The sequence below is a fragment of the Syntrophomonas wolfei subsp. wolfei str. Goettingen G311 genome (genome assembly GCF_000014725.1).
Lineage (GTDB): Bacteria > Bacillota > Syntrophomonadia > Syntrophomonadales > Syntrophomonadaceae > Syntrophomonas > Syntrophomonas wolfei.
Genome location: NC_008346.1, coordinates 225496 through 243941, shown reverse-complemented (window position 1 = coordinate 243941; position 18446 = coordinate 225496). Strand labels below are relative to the sequence as shown.

At 47.6% G+C, this 18446-nt stretch carries 16 protein-coding genes; all 16 read right to left on the bottom strand.

Annotated elements, in window-relative coordinates; genetic code table 11:
• Positions 1–208: 208 nt before the first annotated feature.
• The 16 genes from fliD to SWOL_RS00965 all read right to left on the bottom strand — a co-directional run bounded on the left by fliD (position 209) and on the right by SWOL_RS00965 (position 18438).
• A complete protein-coding gene (gene fliD / locus SWOL_RS01045) occupies positions 209–2890 on the bottom strand; it encodes a flagellar filament capping protein FliD (RefSeq protein ID WP_011639658.1) in 2682 nt (893 codons plus the stop codon).
• A 23-nt stretch (positions 2891–2913) separates the two neighbouring features.
• Positions 2914–3144: a carbon storage regulator CsrA gene (gene csrA, locus SWOL_RS01040; RefSeq protein WP_011639657.1), complete on the bottom strand. Its 231-nt coding sequence runs from the start codon at positions 3142–3144 to the stop codon at positions 2914–2916.
• 3 nt (positions 3145–3147) lie between these two features.
• Positions 3148–3618: a flagellar assembly protein FliW gene (fliW, locus tag SWOL_RS01035; RefSeq protein ID WP_011639656.1), complete on the bottom strand. Its 471-nt coding sequence runs from the start codon at positions 3616–3618 to the stop codon at positions 3148–3150.
• 243 nt (positions 3619–3861) lie between these two features.
• Positions 3862–4425 (bottom strand): DUF6470 family protein, encoded by a 564-nt coding sequence (locus tag SWOL_RS01030; RefSeq protein ID WP_011639655.1) that lies wholly within the window; start codon positions 4423–4425, stop codon positions 3862–3864.
• 146 nt (positions 4426–4571) lie between these two features.
• Entirely contained in the window at positions 4572–7184 is a 2613-nt protein-coding gene (gene flgL / locus SWOL_RS01025) for a flagellar hook-associated protein FlgL (protein WP_011639654.1), read from the bottom strand.
• Positions 7185–7215: 31 nt separating this feature from the next.
• Complete coding sequence (gene flgK, locus SWOL_RS13400; protein WP_011639653.1) at positions 7216–9732, bottom strand: flagellar hook-associated protein FlgK; 2517 nt, start codon at positions 9730–9732, stop codon at positions 7216–7218.
• Between the two features lie 82 nt (positions 9733–9814).
• Positions 9815–10327 carry a flagellar protein FlgN gene (locus SWOL_RS01015; RefSeq protein ID WP_011639652.1) on the bottom strand — a complete coding sequence of 171 codons (513 nt, stop codon included), beginning with the start codon at positions 10325–10327 and terminating at the stop codon, positions 9815–9817.
• Between the two features lie 125 nt (positions 10328–10452).
• Entirely contained in the window at positions 10453–10746 is a 294-nt protein-coding gene (flgM, locus tag SWOL_RS01010) for a flagellar biosynthesis anti-sigma factor FlgM (protein WP_011639651.1), read from the bottom strand.
• Positions 10747–10947: 201 nt separating this feature from the next.
• Positions 10948–11367: a TIGR03826 family flagellar region protein gene (locus SWOL_RS01005; RefSeq protein ID WP_011639650.1), complete on the bottom strand. Its 420-nt coding sequence runs from the start codon at positions 11365–11367 to the stop codon at positions 10948–10950.
• Positions 11368–11511: 144 nt separating this feature from the next.
• Positions 11512–12231, bottom strand: coding sequence for a ComF family protein (locus SWOL_RS01000; RefSeq protein ID WP_011639649.1), 720 nt, complete (start codon positions 12229–12231; stop codon positions 11512–11514).
• A gap of 317 nt (positions 12232–12548) precedes the next feature.
• The gene (locus SWOL_RS00995; protein WP_041427254.1) at positions 12549–12734 is read right to left on the bottom strand and encodes a hypothetical protein; all 186 of its coding nucleotides are present in this window, start codon (positions 12732–12734) and stop codon (positions 12549–12551) included.
• Positions 12735–13049: 315 nt separating this feature from the next.
• On the bottom strand, positions 13050–13691 hold the full coding sequence (locus tag SWOL_RS00990; RefSeq protein ID WP_011639647.1) for a response regulator: 642 nt from the start codon (positions 13689–13691) through the stop codon (positions 13050–13052).
• Positions 13684–14871, bottom strand: coding sequence for a sensor histidine kinase (locus tag SWOL_RS00985; protein WP_011639646.1), 1188 nt, complete (start codon positions 14869–14871; stop codon positions 13684–13686). The genes SWOL_RS00990 and SWOL_RS00985 overlap by 8 nt, the downstream gene beginning before the upstream one ends.
• 297 nt (positions 14872–15168) lie before the next feature.
• Complete coding sequence (gene wecB, locus SWOL_RS00975; RefSeq protein ID WP_011639645.1) at positions 15169–16302, bottom strand: non-hydrolyzing UDP-N-acetylglucosamine 2-epimerase; 1134 nt, start codon at positions 16300–16302, stop codon at positions 15169–15171.
• A 156-nt stretch (positions 16303–16458) separates the two neighbouring features.
• Entirely contained in the window at positions 16459–16902 is a 444-nt protein-coding gene (locus SWOL_RS00970) for a hypothetical protein (protein ID WP_011639644.1), read from the bottom strand.
• 288 nt (positions 16903–17190) lie between these two features.
• Positions 17191–18438 (bottom strand): ABC transporter permease, encoded by a 1248-nt coding sequence (locus SWOL_RS00965; RefSeq protein WP_011639643.1) that lies wholly within the window; start codon positions 18436–18438, stop codon positions 17191–17193.
• Positions 18439–18446: the final 8 nt, after the last annotated feature.

Below are 18446 nucleotides of genomic sequence, written 5' to 3'. Positions count from 1 at the left end.
CCTGCCCAGGGGATATCCCTCTCACCCTTACTAAATCACTCCTCACTGTCATATTTCCCCTGCTACTTCTATTATCGAAAAGCAGATAGCAGAGCTGAAAGGCAGAAACCCGCTATGTGGCGGTTTATCTCCCTGTTGCTCTTACTCATGCTTGCAATTATCGCCTGGCAGCTCTTTTGGTATCTTTTTCCCGGGACTTTTCTCCCCTCTACTGTTGCTGATTCTGTCCCGCCATCTGCGCTACCTGCTGGGAAAGCCAGTTGCTCATGGAATTATAGTAGTTCACCATTTTCTCCATGGCAGCAAACTGCTTCCAGTAGCGTTCACTCATTTCCTGCATGCGCTCTTCATAGCTTTTGATACGATCATCTATTCTCCCTATTTCCTTTGTCAGTAGGCTATTATCTATTTTGGCGGAAGGTAACCCGGCTTTTTCCGTTATGGTAGTGATATTTTCATTAACCGCCTCATAGAGGCGGATAGCTATACCCCGGTTGCGCAGGGGATTGCCGTTCCAGTCCAATATTTCTTTGCCTTCCTCATTGGTAATCACTTTATCCAGGGTGAAAAGCTCCATAACCTTGTCCGGATCGGCCTCCAGAGCGGCCCGAAGCTTATCTTCATCAATCTCCAACTTTCCTCCCTCTATCGAGCCGCGCACAAAGGTAGGGGTGCTGATTCCGATAGAGGCTAGGCTTTTGTAAGTATTGGTACTGGCCAGCCCCTGCACCGGATCGGTGGCCGCGCAGCGGGTGCTGGAATAGGCGGTGAACAAAATGGAATCGCCCCTGAGCATACCGCTTTTGGCCTTTTCCTCCCAGGCCTTGATTTCGTCCTCGCTCATATCCTTTCTCTGCTCGGCGGTAAGCGGGGGAAAACTGCCTCCGTATTTATCCCGGGCATTATAGCGTCTCTCCGTTAGTTCTGTATTCATATAAACAATAGCCGTGTTATAGGCTTCAACAAAAGCCTCAATCTTTTCTATTGCTCCATCAATATCGTTGGTAACCGTAATCCGTACGGTCTGGCTGGGGTTAGCCGCCTGCAGGTTTAGGTTGATGCTGTCCATTAAGGTAATCTCGTTGGTATCAAACTCTAGGTTTTGAGCATCATTGAAATCAATGATGGCTTTGCTTCCCTTCATCTCGTACATATTAATATTCAGTTCATCGGCCAGGAAACCTTCGTTGTCATAGCGAATAGCTATCATGCGCTCATCATTGCTGCGGCTAGTATATTTCCAGGTTCCGGCAGTTCCATCATAAGTCATGCTTACCGGGAGGTACTGGTTGCCTTCAGCATCAAAAAGATTGTCTAACCCCCCTCCGTTAAGTACAATGGTGTCGCCATCGGCCGCTCCTGCTGCCACAAAGTCTATGCTGCCGTCACTCTTGTAGGTGGCGGAAGTCAGGGAGCCGGAACCGGTATAAATAAAACTGGCAGTAAGGTCCTGGCCATTAGCCAATGCGCTCAAGGTTCCGCTCGGAGTTCCATCTGAACTGGAGTATAATGCTTCATTAAAATCCAGGGTAGCATTGGTGGCTGTACTGCCTGCTTCCAGGGCTGCCAGGGGACAACTATCCCAGAGGCTGATTTTCCCGGAAGCACCATCATAGGAGGCCGTTATACCGGTAGTATTCCTCCACAGGTTAATACTGTCTATCATATCCTGCACGGTAGTCGCACTGATGGAACTGGCATTAAAGGAAAATTTATGGCTACCCAGACCTCCTTCCAGGGTAAACTGCAGGTCTTCGCAAGTGTAGAGCGAGTTCAGCTTAATATTGGCCGCATCATATACCCGCACCGCCGTGTTGCTGCTCAAGGTTCCCTGCTGGCTGCCGATGGTCATGTTAAGCTTATCCCGCAGGAAGTTGTCTGTGTCCCCGCTGATGGTAACCTGCCCCCCGCTGGAAAAGATCACTTTACCGCTGCTGCTGTCATAACTGGCGGTCAAACCAGTAGTCAGCCGCTCATTGTTGATCTGGTTTATCATTTCTTGCAGACTTATCGCGGTGTCGAAGGTGAAATCCTTGCTGTCTTTTTCGCCCTTAAGGGTAAAGCTTACACTGGCAGGAGCGGTTCCGCCTTCATACATCTGGCTTAAGGTAATAGCAGCTGGGTCATGAATAATCAAAGCACTGTTACTGGTGATTTTCCGGCCGCTGGCCGGGGCCGTTTCGTTTAAACTCTTCATATCTATGTTCAATTTGAGATAGTCCCCCAGGAAGCTCAAGGCCTTCCCCTCTCCATTTACCAGAAGATTGCCCCCGCTATCCCGCATACCGTCCATCTTCACTTTTATAGCGGCATTTTCACCGAATTCAGTGCTCATGAGAAACACTCTATCCACATTGGCATCATAATAGGCTCTGATACCCATATCCTCATCATTAATAATTCGTACGATATCCGCCAGGCTGGTTGCTCCCGCCGTAAAGGAAAAGGGGATCTCCCCATTTTTGCCGGCCAGGGTAAAGTCTATTTGGGTATTTTCCTCAATGCCGAACTGGGCGGCCACGCTGGAGACATTCTCCTTGGAGCCCAGGGACTGCTGGCTGGTCAGGGTGGCTTTCTGCGCCACCTGTTTTACCCTGACATCATAGGTGCCGGGGGTGGCCGTACTCTTGGCCGTGGCGGTCAATATGCTTTCGTTGGAACTGGCGGCTTTCTTGGCGTTGAAGGTATCACCGAGTTTAAGGTCAAAGGTGGCGGTGCGCAGGGCCAATAACTTGGTATTGACTGTTCGGAAATCATCCCGTTTCCATTCCAGGATGGTTTTTTCCTGCACTTTACGCTCTATCTTGCTGCGCTGTGCTTTTAACATTTCTTTTATTATGTTTTCCGTATCCAGTCCGCTGGCTATGCCGCCAATGCGTAAAGATGACATGCTTTTGCCTCCCTCCGGCGGAATTATATAAACTTCTTCATTTCTTCCAGTAGTGCGGGCAAGCCTTCCGGTTTTTCCGCTGCTTTTATGTTCTCCTCCCGGATTTGCTCCTTGATCTCCTTGCGGACTATGCTTACCTCCCGGGGGGCTTGAATCCCCATGCGGATGTAATCGCCCTGGATATCCACAATAGTTATCTCTATATCATCACCGATTAATATGCTTTCACCCTTCCTCCGTCCCAGTATCAGCATAGGCTAGCCCTCCTCAGCGGCAGCTATGCCGGTTTGTTCCTCAGCCTGGGTCGGCTGGAAAATAGGGTGTCTGGTAGTATAATCGCTATTTGTGGCAATAAACTGAAGCCCTTTTTTACTTTCCTGGTTGATAATCAACGGGGCCACCAGGTTGGCGGTGCTCTCCCGGAAGTCCTGCGGTACAGTCAGTATTACATAAAGCAGTAATTCTTCCCGCTGGCTGCAGTCTAGGCGCTGCAATTCCTCCTGGCCGATCTCAATGCTGTAGCGAGGGAAAAAAGCAAAAGGATTGGCTACTACCAGGCAGAGCTCGGGGTTAAGGGCTGACTGCAGGTAATAAAAAGGAACTCCTTCACCCATGGCTATCAGCAGGAAGCTTTTTTCCTGCTCAAAAGCCGGAATACCAGCCGGAAACATAATTATATCTTCTTCCTCAAATTCCAGCTCACCCAGCAAAGTGCTGACTATCTTCATGAACCTCTTCCTTTCTCAGGTGCCAGGCACTTAAGTTGTTAAGTTATTGCAAATGCAATCACAGGGGCCACAACCACCGATGAAGAAAATAAGGGAATCAGTCGCTATTAAGGTTGCGGGTACGCCTGATTCTCCAACCTTCGGGTGTCAATAGAACTCCCCATGGCCGGGGCCACAACCACCGATGAAAAAAAGGGAATCAAGCCTAACCCCCCTCCCGAAGTCAGACGACTGACGACTACTCTACATTACCCCATCAAAATAACTGCCTACCCACTTAACCTCAATTGCTGGCTTTTGTTGCAGGTAGACGCCCACTTTAGCCCAGGGGGTATGGTTTTCCACCCGACCCGGCTGCAGGCTGGTACTTATTCCACCTTCACTGGCCTCCGCTTCCATTTCACCTGCTTTGACCGTAACCTGCGGGGGGTGTTCGGGTATGAAGGCGATGGTATACGGGCACTCGGCCTCGGCCTTAAACCTTGATGCAATTAAATTTACTACGCTGCCGCCTTTTTCGATAGCGGCCTGGCTCTCTCCCTCCGCCACCCTCCGGGCTATGCCTTCCAGGCCTTGCTGGTAGGCCTGGGAAGCGCATTCCTTACCATATTCAACCGGCTTGCGGGCCCCCAGGTCAGTCCAACACTGGCTCTGATCAATTTCCAGTTCCGCCCGGGGGGAGTGGATGTTTATCTCGCTCACCTGGGCATTTACACTGAGCCGGGGGGGACTAATGCTCAAGCGCACCCCTGGTTTATCTATATTCAGGCCAATGAGGCCTGCTTGCTGGCTTATTCTGAGATCCATAGCTTACCCCTTCCTGAGTTTCCCCTTCCATAGCCGGTAAACTTGTGCATATCGCGGGGAGGATCTTTGGCCCCCGCCCGTGGGAACTCGGTTATAAGTGGAAAGAGAGAGGTAATAAGCGTTTACCGGATTTGCTCTCCCCCTGGTTAGCGCAGGAAATCCAGGAGGCTGGGCTGAATAATCCTGGCTCCCGCCGCCAGGGAGGCCCGGTAAACATTCTCCTGCAGTTGCAGTTGCATTATCACTTCGGCCATATCAGCATCCTCGGTCTTGGACAAGAGGCTGGTAAAGGTCTCCTGTATGGATTCCAGGCGGCTCTGCTGCAGTTCCAGGCGGTTGACTCTGGCTCCGACCGTGGAGCGGTAGAGGAGCAATTCCTCCATCCGACGGTCATCGCCGCCGATCTGTAAACTGGTTTCACTAACCTTGCCCGCCTCAATTTTCCGGGCCAGGTCATCCATATAGCCAAAAAGCCCATCGCGCCAGGAAAAGGAAACAGCCGGGTCACTGGCAGCAAAAACCCCGGTTTCCAGGGCTATTTCTCCACTGTAAGCCAGACCGGTTTCTTCATTAAGGGTAAAGAATTTTAACTCCGTGGTTTCATAATCAAAGGTCTTAACATCAAATCTGAAGCTGCTGCTGCCATTAACCTTTTCGCCCTTGGCTGAGGTATAAGAGAAATCTATATTCGCATTCTGCGCACCAGCCCTTCCTTGAGCTGAGAAAGAAATAACGGTTTTATCCCCGGCTTTAAGCTGGGGGCTGTCCGGGTCAATTCCTCCCAGGGGGGCACCATTATTCCATATCACCAGATCCTCGGTGAAATTAGTATTATTTATATCCTTTGCGGAAATCTTGAATATCTTTTGACCGCGAGCAGTTTCTGGATCGATAACTACATTATCCAATTCCACATATTTGTGATGAAGCTTACCGTCACTTCCATTGGTATAGAGATGGGCTTTTATGTTTACGGTTAATTGTTGTGGTAAATAATTATCATTGTGCTTCCAGGAACTAACACTATTGTCAAATCTCATTTCCAGAGGCGCCGTGGCTTGACCGTCCTCATCCACCCGCTTGAATTCTTCATAAACTGGAATACTTCCTTTGATCTGCTGGTAGTACAATTTGCTCTGTCCAGAACTGGACACAGTAGTTCCAGTTACCGCATCCCAATCGTTGTTCCATTTTATAATATCTCCACCCTGAACATCTTCTATATTAAATTGAAAATCAATTTCCCTCGTAGCTGCATTATAAGTAGCACTGCTGATGGCTCCAGAAACAGTGGTTCCGTCTTCCCGCTGGTAAGTAAAATAGTTTGTGAGGTCGAAACCATCGGCAATAGCGGTATAAGTTCCTCCCGATTCCAGATACAAGGGCTTATCCAGGACTAAAGAAGCGCTTCCCTTGACGCTGCCTCCTTTTAAGCTTACCGCCACCTGGGTGTTATCCGGGGCGACTTCAGCAGCTTCTACCAGTATAGAGCCGCTGTATGGGCTGTTGTTAGCCATAGTCAGGCCGTTGTCCACACCTACCCCCAGTGTTGCTGCAGTTCCCATGCCTTCGTAGAAAAAGGAACCGGCATTGGGCACCGCGGAAAGATAGCTCTGACTTTCCTGCACACTAGACGATTCCAAAGACAGGGAAATTTGCGACTTATCCCCCGCTGCAAACTCCGGAGCACCATCAGTTATACCTGCCAGAGGCGCACCGCTGTTGTTCCATAGAACCAGATCCTCACTGGCCCCAGCTAATCCACCTGCCTGCAGTTGGGCAGCGCTGATACTACCGATGGCATCGCCATTGGCCGCTGCCATATTCAGGCTTACGCCCGCAATGTTGATATCCTGGTATCCCGTTTCCCCTTCTATTGCTATCCGGCCGCTGATATCAACAGTCAGTGTATCCGTCGCTTCATCAACCGTTGTTACTTTAATATTAAGAAAGCCACTATAGACCGAAGCCGTTAAGCCAGCCGCGGTTCCTATCGCTATACTGGCATTTGCTGGGGTACCGGCATTATCGTAAAAGAAAAACATGCCCGTATTGTTATCTGCAGTCAGCATATTGCCGCTTTCTCTGGCGGTTCCCCTGGCAGCATTGCTAACCAGGCTGTAATTCACCTTATAATTCCCTTCCTGCAGGTTTTTTCCCACTACCTTCTCCGCATTTATTCCCGAGGCTGGATCAACCTGAAGCTCATCCAGGCGGCCGACAAAGAATTCGCGAGCATCGATATTGAAAGGAATTTTTACCCCTACGCCGATTTCCGTTTCCATGGCTTCGCTGTTGCCTCGCCAATTTCCGTTTTCATAGGGAGTTTCTGTAACATTGCTGCCAGCAAAAATATATTTGCTGCCATAGGTGGAATTGGCGATCATTTTCAACTGCTCGTTCATCTCCCGAATCTTCTTGGCCATAGCCGCAAAGTCGGGTTTGACATTGCTGTCGGTGGAGGCCTTTACCGCCATCTCCCGGGCTTCATGCAAAATTTCGTTTATATTGCCAAAAGCAGCATCAGTGGTATCGAGAAAACCAAGTGATTCATTTATATTAGTCAGGTACTGTTCGCCCTCGATAAGGTTGGTGCGCAAGCGCAGGGATTTGACCAGCCCGGCCGGGTCGTCGGAGGGGGTGTTGATCTTCCTGGTGGTGGAAAGCTGGCGCTGGAATTTATCCATACGCAGCATATTGTTGGTCAGGTTGCGGTTAAGTTCATTAACCAGCATCTTATTGGTAACTCGCATCATCATAGCTTATCATTCCTCCATCCAGCAACTGTGCCTAGCGACCCACCAGGCCCATGCGGTTGATAATCACTTCCAGACCTTCGTCAATGCCGGTTATGAAACGGGAAGCCGCATTGAAAGCGTGCTGGAATTTAATCATATTGGTCATTTCCTCATCCAGGGAAACACCGGATATGGACTCCCACTTGTTCTGCAATTCGCTCAACAGTATCTCCTGATTTTTCACCATGCGCTGCGCTTCCTGGCTCACCACTCCGGTATTGGCCGTTATTGAACGCCAGAAGTCATCAGTGGTGGCATCTTCTACCATGTCGCTATTACCGGAATCGCCTTCATAATATGATAGATAAGCCGCTGGTTCCGCCGTAACTAGAATCCCGTTCGTTATTTCAATATAACCATCATAGGATCTACCGAAGAGATTACTATTCCGGTTATCATTCATAGTAAAGAAATGCAACTCATTGGTTTTTACAGTATCCGGAGCTTGCGGGTCCAGCACCCCGTTGTTAAAAACAAAGCAGTTGCTCTGCAGCACTTTGCGATCTGAATTGAAGTTAAAGTTTATGTCCACTTGCTGGTACGGGATGGCTACCTCCCTCGCCGCCGTCAACGCCAGGATTCCCTTGTCTCCTACCTTTAATTCGGCCACACCTGATTTCTCGCTGCTCAGGCCATCCAATCCCGATATAGTTGTTGTCAGGGAGCCAATAGTGATACTCTGCTCTGCCGCCCCTCCATAGTTGAGGGTAAAGCTTCCCGTCACTTTATTGTAGTTTCCATCGAGATCATATTCATGGGAAACATAAGTATAATTAACCTGTCCACTGAAATTGTTAACACTGCTTATGGTTATTTCAATGGAAGCGTTAATAGCCAGGTTGGGGTCGCTGGGTTGTTGTAGACGGCCATCGCCGAAAATACTGCTGGCCGGCTTTTGATTATAGCTCTGTAATAAGCTTAGTTTGGCATTTTGGGCTTCACCAGTACCAACCCAGGTTTTAATCTGGTACTCACCGTTTTGCAAATCGACTGCTTTAAGGTCGCTAATGGCCGAACCCGGATAAATAATCTCCAGTTTTCTATTAGTTGTGGAATAGAATACGATTTCCCCGCCCTCACATCTTACATTAGCAACGATGTCATTTATATCCAGTTCCTTCTGCAGAGCTTGAGCCAGCCTCTGCATATCAGGATAGCTATAGGGAGGCGGAATCTCAATCTCCTTTATCCCCGCTCCTCCATCTACTAAAAGGCGCAGGGGATCGTGTGAAGAAAAGTCAATATTTAAACCTTCCGTTTTGACTTTAAACTGGGGACTATTCAGGCTATGTTTCAACTGCGCGATTTTCAGGGCGTTGCCCCCATCGCCGAAATTCTCCTTATTGCCGCCCTCTGTGTCCCAGGTGCGGCGGCTGGCCGCAGCAATTTTTTTCACATCATCCTGTATCTCCCGGGTCACCGCCATAAACTTGGCCCAATTCTCATAAGTATCCGCATATTCCGGCATCTTGAAGAAGTTACTTCCATCCGGCACCTGGCTTTTTTTATTGGCCAGGCTGTAACCTCCCCGGTGCAACTCATTGGTATTCACCATTATGGTTTTGGCCAGCATATTGAGATCTTCAATCATATTGGGAATGATTTCCTTATATTCGGAAGGCTGGTTTTCTTCCGGCAGATTGGTTTGCCCACGGGCATCGAGCAAAGCCCCCAGCTGGCCACCACTTATCCTAGCCTTGGTCCGGCTGTCCGCCCAAACCAGCATATACATACCTTGATTATCTTTCTCTTCCGCCAGTTCTATGTAATCCACACCCTGCACCAGCATCCTGTCAGCCAGCTGCACTGCGACCATGTCGTTCTTGTCATTGTAAATCCTGACCTCCGCAATCTCACTCAACTGCTCTACGAGCAGGTCACGCTTATCTTTCAAATCGTTGGGTTGCTTGCCGGCACAGGACACCGCAGCGATCTGCCGGTTAAGAGCAGCGATCTGCTGGGCTATGGAGTTTACATCATGGGCCTTTATTTTAATCTGGTCATTTACATCCACCCGCAGATCCTGCAGTTGACTATAGGTATGATTAAAGGCCTCGGCCAGGGCCATACCCCGCTGCACAACCACCGAGCGCACCGATTCGCTTTCCGGGTTAAGGGATAAATCCTGCCAGGCCTCCCAGAACATATCCATTACCCCCCTCAAACCATCCTCTGAGGGTTCGTTCAATATGGCCTCCACCCTATCCAGGGTCTCTTGCATGGATTGCCAGTAACCCGACACCCGGGTCTCATTCCTGATTTGGGAATCCAGGAATTCATCCCGTATCCTTTTCACCTGAGCTATATCCACCCCGGTGCCCAGCTGCCCTACCCGGTTGGCATTGTTCAACATGGGAGCATGGAAAGGACTGGTAGTCACTATGCTGGGCGCCTGCCGGGCAAACCCTGGAGTATTGGCATTAGCAATATTGTGCCCGGTAATATTAAGCGCTGTCTGATGCATGAGAACCGAGCGCTTGCCGATTTCCAAACCGAAGAAATTACTCATTCAGTAACCTCCACCCCGGTGCCAGGCACTTAAGTTGTTAAGTTATTGCAATAACTTAACAACTTAAGTGCCTGGCACCTTCCTAAATTTTCTTGTCCAGCAGGTTTAACCTGGGACGGGATTCGAATTCATCGGACTGCAGGCCTTTATCGGAATAAATTCCGGCTACATCCCCATTGAACAGGGACTGTATCTCCCCTATAAATACCAGGGACTGGTCTATTAATTCATGGTTATGGGAGTTTATCGCTTTCAACCGTATCAAGCAGTAGTCCAGTTGATTTATTACCTCTTCCAGGGCAGGATAAAGCTCCGGACAGCCTTCCCGCACCCAGGCCAAAAGCTTTTTGGCGCTGAACTCCTCCGCTTTAAAGCCCAGTTGAACAGCCAGATTTTCCTGTAATTTAAAGCGGGCACCTTCCATTTTATCCAGGTTGGATACCGTGATGCCCTCTTTCTGAATCAAACTATCCAGTTCTCTGACCTTGCCCGCTATAATCAGCTCCTGCTTCTCCTGGCCCAGTGCAGCCAATCGCTCGAGAACCTGGTTTTGTTTAGCGATGGTCTCGATAAAATCTTGCAGTAGCTTCTCCACCTGTTTCACCGCTTTCTATATTAACCCCCCATGGCCGGAGCCACATCTACCTATGAAAAGTAAGAGTAAAATGTAGCAGAAATAACCTTAACTCCTCACACCTTACCCCTTACGCCTCACTTTTTCTAAATTAACCTGTCCACCAAAACCCTTTCTATCATCTTCTCCGCCACTTCATCATCGGATAGCGTATAGGTTCCTGCGGAAATCTGCTCCTGCAATTCAGCTACTTTTTCCAAGCGAATATCATCCGCCTGCCGGACAGCATGCATTGCCTTCTGCTTAACCTTGCTCTCCCGGGAAATAGCCAGTTCGTCCGCCCGGGCGGCCCCTCTGGCAGCCTGTGCCTTTTCCACCTTGTTATCGCCTTTGTTGTAAATCTTCAAAACATTTAGCAATTGGGTTTTGGAAATAATCATCAATTGTCACCTCAGAGCTCTTTTTTATCTATTTTTAAATCTATTCGCCTATTTCTCTTTTCGCAAAAATAAAGCAGGGGCTTAATATCCCCTGCGTGCGTTTATAAAGCATTTCCTCAATTTTTTATTAATTTCCTGCACCAGGCTATGTTTTTAATTAAGTAGTAGTCTTCCCCAGTCATAGCGACTCCATCTAGAATTCTAGAAAAAACCTCTATCTTTGATATGCATCTTATCTTTTACCTTGCCGCGGGGTGGTCTTTTCGGCTCTTCACTCTTGGCTTTTTGGGGCAGATGCCCCTGAATCTCAGCGTTAACCTCATTAATACAGCTTTCGCAAAAGCGACCAGAGTTTATGCTTTGTCCACATCTTTCACAGCGCAAACTGGCTGTTAGTCCCTTGGCCTGCAGCCTGCCATCCCTTAAAAATTGCAGAATCTTGTCTTCCTCTACTCCGGTTTCTTCTACTACCTCAATTACCCCAGCCCCGGGATGGTCGCGAACATATCTTCGTACCACCTGATATTCATCTTCCTCTTTTTCCAAACACCTGGGACATATGTTCCGGCCCATATAGGGAAAAACCCTCCCGCACTTGGAGCAATTTCGCAGATTGGACATCCATAATACCTCCCTATGCATGGTATTCTTAGAATAATTTAACTCATTATTTCTATAGAGCTGTAGAATAAATCCATATCCATATTATCGATATTTTTATTATAACATTGAATATAGAAGCAAAAACTTTTTAGCCCCTTCCAACTAAAACCCTTTTCCAATAGCCCAGGTTATCACCGATACCCGCTCGGCCCCCGCTTCCAACAATACCCGGGTACATTCCCGTATAGTAGATCCGGTAGTATAGACATCATCAACCAGCAAAATTTTCTTGCCCAGCACTTTTTGGGGCTGTGTCACTTTAAAGGCATAGAGCAGATTTTTCTCCCTCTCTTCCCGGGTCAATTCCCGTTGTGAAGGAGTCTCCTTTATTCGCACTAGAATTCCGGGTTCTACTGCTATTTTAAGCCTCCTGCCAATTTGCCGGGCTAAAAGCTCCGTCTGGTTAAATCCCCTCTGTCTCAGGTTGCCCTGGGAAATCGGCACCGGCACAATAATATCCAGTGGCCAGAAACGCGGCTCTCTTTCCACCACTTCCGCCATCATGTCCCCCATTTTCTTGGCCAGTTGCTTCCTGCCCAAGAATTTAAAAACCTTGACCGCTATACGAAAAGGTTCCTCATAGGGTCCAACGGCACGGGCAATATTGAAACTCGGAGGGTTCTGGCGGCATTCCACACAAAGGTTTTCTCCCTCCCCCAGGTATTTCCCACAGTGATCACAAAGCGACAAGCATTTCTTAAGACGATCCATTTCATCTTCACAGGCATCACACCAGGGATACCGGCAGCTATACCTGCCTGGTTCTCTACAGATATAGCAAGCAGTTTGGGGAAATAGAATATCCATAATCAGATCAATCATGCCTGCACCTCAATATCATCTGCTCGTCCTATAAAACTACATTCAAAGCTCAACACATCTGCGCTATCTTTTAAGCATCGGAAAAAACCGCGGAGCAGTTTTACACAGCACTACAACAAGGCGCGGGATTAGAAGAAGCCGCCTGTTTTGTTAATAGGAACCCGTCCGTTTAAAGAAGCGGGGGATATTTCACCTCGTTATACAAACAAAAAAGTTTGCAAAGGAATCATAATTTCTTATTATAACATAAAATATATGCAGGTGTTGCCTATACATAGATTGCAAGCGGAATATTTATACAAGCAAAAATAACCACCCTAACTTGTCCCCTGATTTAAGAGCAGGCAAAAATACCGGTCTCTTTTCTTTCTATAGTAATCCTCATCCAGCTTCATGTTAAAGCGTTTCACCTTCTTGGGATTATTCCCCCGATAAGCAATAACTACTGCCAGCATTATAAATAACCAGAGGGCCAGGCTCAAGCTTTTTAACAAAACAAGCACAAAACAACCCCCTTCCAACATATTTGTACATAATATGCAAGAAGAAGGCTTATTGAGTACTGAAACATATTTTGCCATGATCCCAATGTTAGTAAAAAAGTGAGGAGTGAGGGGGGGCTCCCGGCCATAGGGGGTTAATTAGGAAAAGCAAAGTGTGAGGGGTTATTGGTCGTCTATCGTCGGTCGTCAGGCATCAGTAGGGGGAGGGGGTTAAGCGAGGTGGGGGGGTATGGATTCATCTCTCTTCGAATCAGAGGAAGCATTCCCTTGATAGTTTTGAATCAAGGGAATGCTTCCTCTGATGCCGTTTTCAGCTCATTCCTCACTTACAATGCGATTCTTCAAGGCATAGATAGCTGCGTGGGTCCGGTCCTTTACACCCAATTTGCGAAAAATACTGGTCAGGTGATTTTTCACCGTCTTTTCACTAATGAACATTACCTCCGCCATTTCTTTATTGGTATTTCCTTTCACCAACAAAGTAAGAACATCTTTTTCCCTCTTGGTCAGCCGTATTTCACTCTTCCGGTTCTCACTCTGCCGCAATTCCCGGACCAAGCGGTTCGCTACCCGGGGATAGATTACTACCTCTCCGTTCATTACCCGGTGAATGGTATCCACCAGTTCGCTACCCGCCACATCCTTAAGTATATAAGCCGAAGCTCCGGCTTTGACCATATCAACGACTTCTTCCCCTTCGTACACGGTCAGGGCAATAATCCGGACTGACGGCAACTCCCTCTTTATTACTCGGGTGGCCACAATACCATCAGTTCCCGGCATATTTACATCCATAATAATGATATCCGGTTTTTCCTTACGGGCTATGTTGATAGCGCCCTGCCCATCTCCTACCTCGTCTATAACTTTAATATTGCTATCGAGTTCCAGCAGCTTTCTCAGGCCCTCCCGGACCAAAACATGATCATCCGCTATCACTACCCTTGCCTTATCCATTATTTCCCTCCTCTTCCCATGGTATCCTGACTATTACCTGAGTTCCAGAACCTGGTGAAGAAATAATCTCAATCTCCCCTCCAAATATCTCTACCCTCTCTTTCATGCCAATAATACCGTAACTTTCCTTATTGGCCCTAGCCCCTTCAACACTAAAACCCCGGCCTTCATCTTTTATGACCAGCCTCAGGCATTTATCTGTATTCTCTATTTTTACCATAGCATGGTTGACCCCAGCATGTTTCTTTACGTTGGTTATTGCCTCTTGAATCAAGCGAAACAGAGCTATTTCCATAGAAAAATCGTAATCCCGATCATCACCCAGTACTATTAAATCAGTGGTAAAATTATAATGGGCTTCATATTCACTAAAAAATTCTCTGAGGGTCTGACAGAAACTATGTTCATGAACCAATAGTGGTTTGAGGTCAAACATTATGCTCCTTATATCAGCCAGACTTTCCCGAGCCATATCCTTAATATTATTTATCTCGTCACTTATCCTTTCCTTCTCCTCATAGCCCAGTTGTGCAATTAAATCCAGCCGAATCAACATGCTAACCAGGTTTTGCGCCGGACCATCATGTAATTCGCGGGCGATTTTTCTTCTTTCCGCTTCCTGCGACTCGATAATCCACATCCCTAGCTGTTGCTGACGCTGGAATTCCTCAATACTCTCACCTATTCTTTCGACATTTCCCTGCAAGATCTTTAATGCTACTCCAGTACTGCTGAGAAATCCATCCGCTTTTAACGCAATAGCCTTGAACTGCTTTATATCCAGGTCCAATTGATCCCGGCGCCGGCGCAGGTACATTTCCTTCTGCCGTAAATCCAACAAAGTAAGCTGCAATATCCTGGCTTTATCATAAGCATCTTTGATATCATTCTCCGAAAAGGACAAAAAATTACGGCTGACCTCAGCCAACCTTAAGCGAGCATACCTTTCCAATTTTTCATACTTTTCTACTTCTACAATAGTACGCGAGGCCTCGCGATTTACTTCCTCCCTTTCGAGCTCCAAACGGTTACACTCCTGGTAACATTTCTCCGCGATATCATAAATATCATTGCGTCCTTTCTCCAGGGTTCCAACCAACTGCCCCAGGATATTTTCTAAGTGTCCCAGTTGTATGGGTTGTTTTTCCTCACTCTTCGCCTTCCCCCTATTACCAGCCATTTTTACTCCCCCAAACTTCTCCCACATAGGTAACTACCAAAGGGATGGTTCTTCTGATATATTCCTGCCTCCAATTATCAGCAGGCATAATTACTGATGAAAAGCCAGTTAAAACGTGACACGGGGACGGGGTTGTTGACAACTCCATCTTCAACGTCAAAAAACCATTTTCTTACTAACCCCCCATGGCCCAGGGGACCACAGCCACCGATGAAAAGTGATTTAGTAGGGACTTGAATGGTAAGATGTAGCAGCAAATAATCTAAACTCCTCCTCACCCCTCACTCCTCACTTATCTTAACCCTGGGCGCCGATGCGCACATAGAGAAAATCCTTGATCACATCTACGATTCGAATTGCCGCCTGCCCATCCCCATACGGGTTGATGGCCCGGGCCATTTTCTCATATTCTCCCCTGCTACTAAGGAGCAGCCGGGCCTCATTATAAATCTTCTCTCGTACCGTACCCACCAGCTTCACCGTCCCGGCTTGCAGGGCCTCCGGCCGCTCGGTGGTGTCCCGGAGAACCAGAACCGGTTTGCCCAGGGAAGGAGCTTCCTCCTGCATACCGCCGGAATCGGTTAAAACCATGTAACAACAATTCATCAGATGGGCAAAAGGCTCGTAATCCATGGGCTCAATAAGGTAAAAACGCTCCCGCCCCTCCAGCATCTCCCGGGCCACATCTCTTACTACCGGATTACGGTGAACCGGAAATACCACCGCTACATCCGGGAATTCATCCACCAGGTCAATTAAAGCCTGATAGACCTCCCGCATGGGACGACCCCAATTCTCCCGGCGGTGGGTGGTAACCAGGAGCAGGCGCTTGGATAAATCTATTTCTTCAAGCTCAGAACCAAACTCATAATCAGGACGGATAGTATCCAGCAGAGCATCAATAACCGTGTTGCCGGTAACCCATATCTTGAAACTACCGGTCCCTTCATTTAAAAGATTCTCCCGAGCGGTATCAGTGGGAGCAAAATGCAACTCTGCCAGGCGACCCGCCAGGGTACGGTTCATTTCCTCAGGATAAGGTGAGTACTTGTTCCGCGTACGCAGGCCGGCTTCCACATGACCTACCGGAATCCTCTGGTAAAAGGCCGCCAGGGCCGCTGCAAAAGTGGTGGTAGTATCACCATGTACCAGAACCAGCTCAGGCTGCTCCTTTGCCAGTATCCCCTTCATCCCGTTCAGAACTCCGGTGGTAATACTGTAGAGGTCTTGTTTTTCTTCCATAAGGTTTAGGTCATAATCTGGTGTGATATCAAAAAGCTGTAAAACCTGATCCAACATCTCCCGGTGCTGCGCCGTTACCGCTACCACCGTTTCTATGTCCTTTACTTTTTTCAATTCCTTAATTACCGGAGCCATCTTAATCGCTTCCGGCCGGGTACCAAAAACCGTCATAACTTTTCCTAAACGCATGTTTATTTCTCCTTACTTATGCTTAAGACAACTTTTATTTTTACTAACCCCCCCATGGCCAGGGGATGTTTCCCGTTTTCCGTCTTCTGGCTTCTATCTTCCGCCCTCCGCCCTCCGCCCTCCGCCCTCCGCCTTCTGTCTTCCGTCTTCCACGGCTTACTTCCTGAGCAAAGAAACCGGAAGAATCTTTACAATCTTGAATACCAAACAATTTTTTAGCGGGAAATTTTTATAGGTCGTATTATCCAGGCGTTTTTTGATACGGTCAAAATATTCCCCTTCCTGCAGGTCAGCACTTAGCTCGACATAGACCCTTATCCCATCCTTGCTCTTATCATTATCAGTAAGAAGAACCATGAAAACCCCTTTGCCGGTCTCCTTCAAATTAGCATAGGTTTTATCCGCCCCGAAACGGGCACAAATAATAGTATCGTCACCGATCATCTCCAACACTGATATTACCGCGATATTTACCTCATAATTACGGTCAACCGTACTGAGTGTGGTGGAAATATAATTAGCGTTAATCAATGACCGGGCCTTTTCCAGCAATTCTCTATCCATTATTTCTAACCATTCCTTTCGAACACTTTCGAGCACAAAACATCATGCCAGAGTCTCTCTTAAACATAAGCTCCCTGACCAATGCTTGTGTTCAGGGTTCAGGGGCCCTATAATGCTTAATCTCCGGGCTGGAAGGAGCTCCCTGGCCAATGCTTGTGTTCAGGGTACTCATTTCTTGTTTAGCTTACCCAGTTGAAACAGAGTTTCACAGGTTTATTTTATTTCCTTACTCTTCTTATTTATACACAATCTTCATTCTTCCTGCTTTTTAGGAAAAGCAAAATAGGGTCCCGGTATTCAGGTTGTTAAATTAAAACAAATAACTTAACAACTTAAGTGCTTGGCACCAATCTGCTGGCGCAGGGCCCGTAAGCGGTTTACTTTGCGGGGGTAGCTGTAGCCGCCATTAATGCTTAAGGCGTCGTCCACCCGAATCACGGATTCTTTCTTAAAACTAAGGGCAAAAAATATAGCCAATAGTGCCATCCCAGACAAGACTAGCAGGGTCGGCCACATAAGATCAAGTCCTAGATTCTTTATGCTCACCAGGCGAAAGCCCAGCGTCATCCAGGTAGAAGGAAATAGCGCGGCGACCAAATTAATAATATCCGGCATATAAGCCTTAGGCCAGGTATAGCCTGATATCATTATTAGGGGCAGGGAGAGAAGCATTAGGTAACGAGTAGCTTGCAGGGAGTTGGGAGCATGAACCGAAACAATAAAGCCGGCAAAAGTAATTGCCAAGAGGTACAAAACCCCCAACAATATCAATAAGCCAACACTGCCCTCGATTTTTACCTGGACAAAACGTGAAGATACAAATAAGACCAGAGCATAATTGAAGAAGTTTATAATAAGGTAGGGCAGGGTTTTTCCCAAAGCAATTTTCCAGGCCGGAACCATCGTATAAACAAAATGCACCCAGGATTTCCTTTCTTTTTCCCGGGTAACGGATAAGCAAACCCCGAAAATACTGAGCTGGTGAACCGCTATCATCATCAAGCCCATAAAGAGAAAATTGGTATAACTGAAGTTGGGATTATACCAGGGGGAAATATTACATTCCACACTATTTATAAGTGCTTCCATCTCGCGTGGGCTGCAACCTGCGCTCAACAGGTAGGCAGCAGCGTGACGGGTAGTGAAATCATTTATTACTTCCCGAATAAACTTCCGGCTGTTAAAACCCCAGATCAGGTTGGAAGCGTCATAAACCGCCAAAAGCTCGGAAGGGCTTCGCTGGTACAGTTTTTGTTCGAAGCCGCGCGGAATGACAATCCCCGCGCGCAAGCTTCCGCTTCTCATCCCCTCCTCCAGTTCCTCATAACTGTCCACCCCTTCTACTAGGCGAAAACTGGAGTCATTGGCGAACGCCGCCAGCAATTCCCGGCTGAGCACTGTTTGATCCTGATCCACAATGGCCAGTGGAACATCTTCCAAAATAGCCGAAAAGTATACTACCCCGAAAAGACCGCAATAAAACAGGGGGGCAATAAAAACAATTATGAACAATATGGGGTCTTTTAGAATATGTAAGAATTCGTAGTGCGAAATATTCCAAAGCTGTTTCACGTCTTTAG